This window comes from Carboxydothermus islandicus (assembly GCF_001950325.1).
In the GTDB taxonomy this organism is placed as follows: Bacteria; Bacillota; Z-2901; order Carboxydothermales; family Carboxydothermaceae; genus Carboxydothermus; species Carboxydothermus islandicus.
Genome location: NZ_BDJL01000128.1, coordinates 1 through 286, shown reverse-complemented (window position 1 = coordinate 286; position 286 = coordinate 1). Strand labels below are relative to the sequence as shown.

Genomic DNA, 286 nt, shown 5'->3' with positions numbered 1-286 from the left:
TGGGTAAGGGGTTGAGAATCCCCTGCCACCCGAGCCCGCTTGAGGGAAGGGGTGACGCAGAAGGATAGGTTGAGCGCGCGGCTGGAAAAGCGCGTCCAAGCCTGTAGGGAGTGGGACAGGCAAATCCGTTCCACGTGAAGCCCGAGAGGTGATGGGGAGGGAAGATAGAGTACCGAAGCAACCGAGTCCAGGCTGCCGAGAAAAGCCTCTACCGAGGGCGAGGGTGCCCGTACCGCAAACCGACACAGGTAGGCGAGGAGAGGATCCACAGGCGCGCGAGAGAACC

1 rRNA gene is annotated in these 286 nt (G+C 62.2%); it reads left to right on the top strand.

The window, feature by feature from the left end:
* A 23S ribosomal RNA gene (locus ciss_RS10465) occupies positions 1-286 on the top strand; the annotation flags it as partial.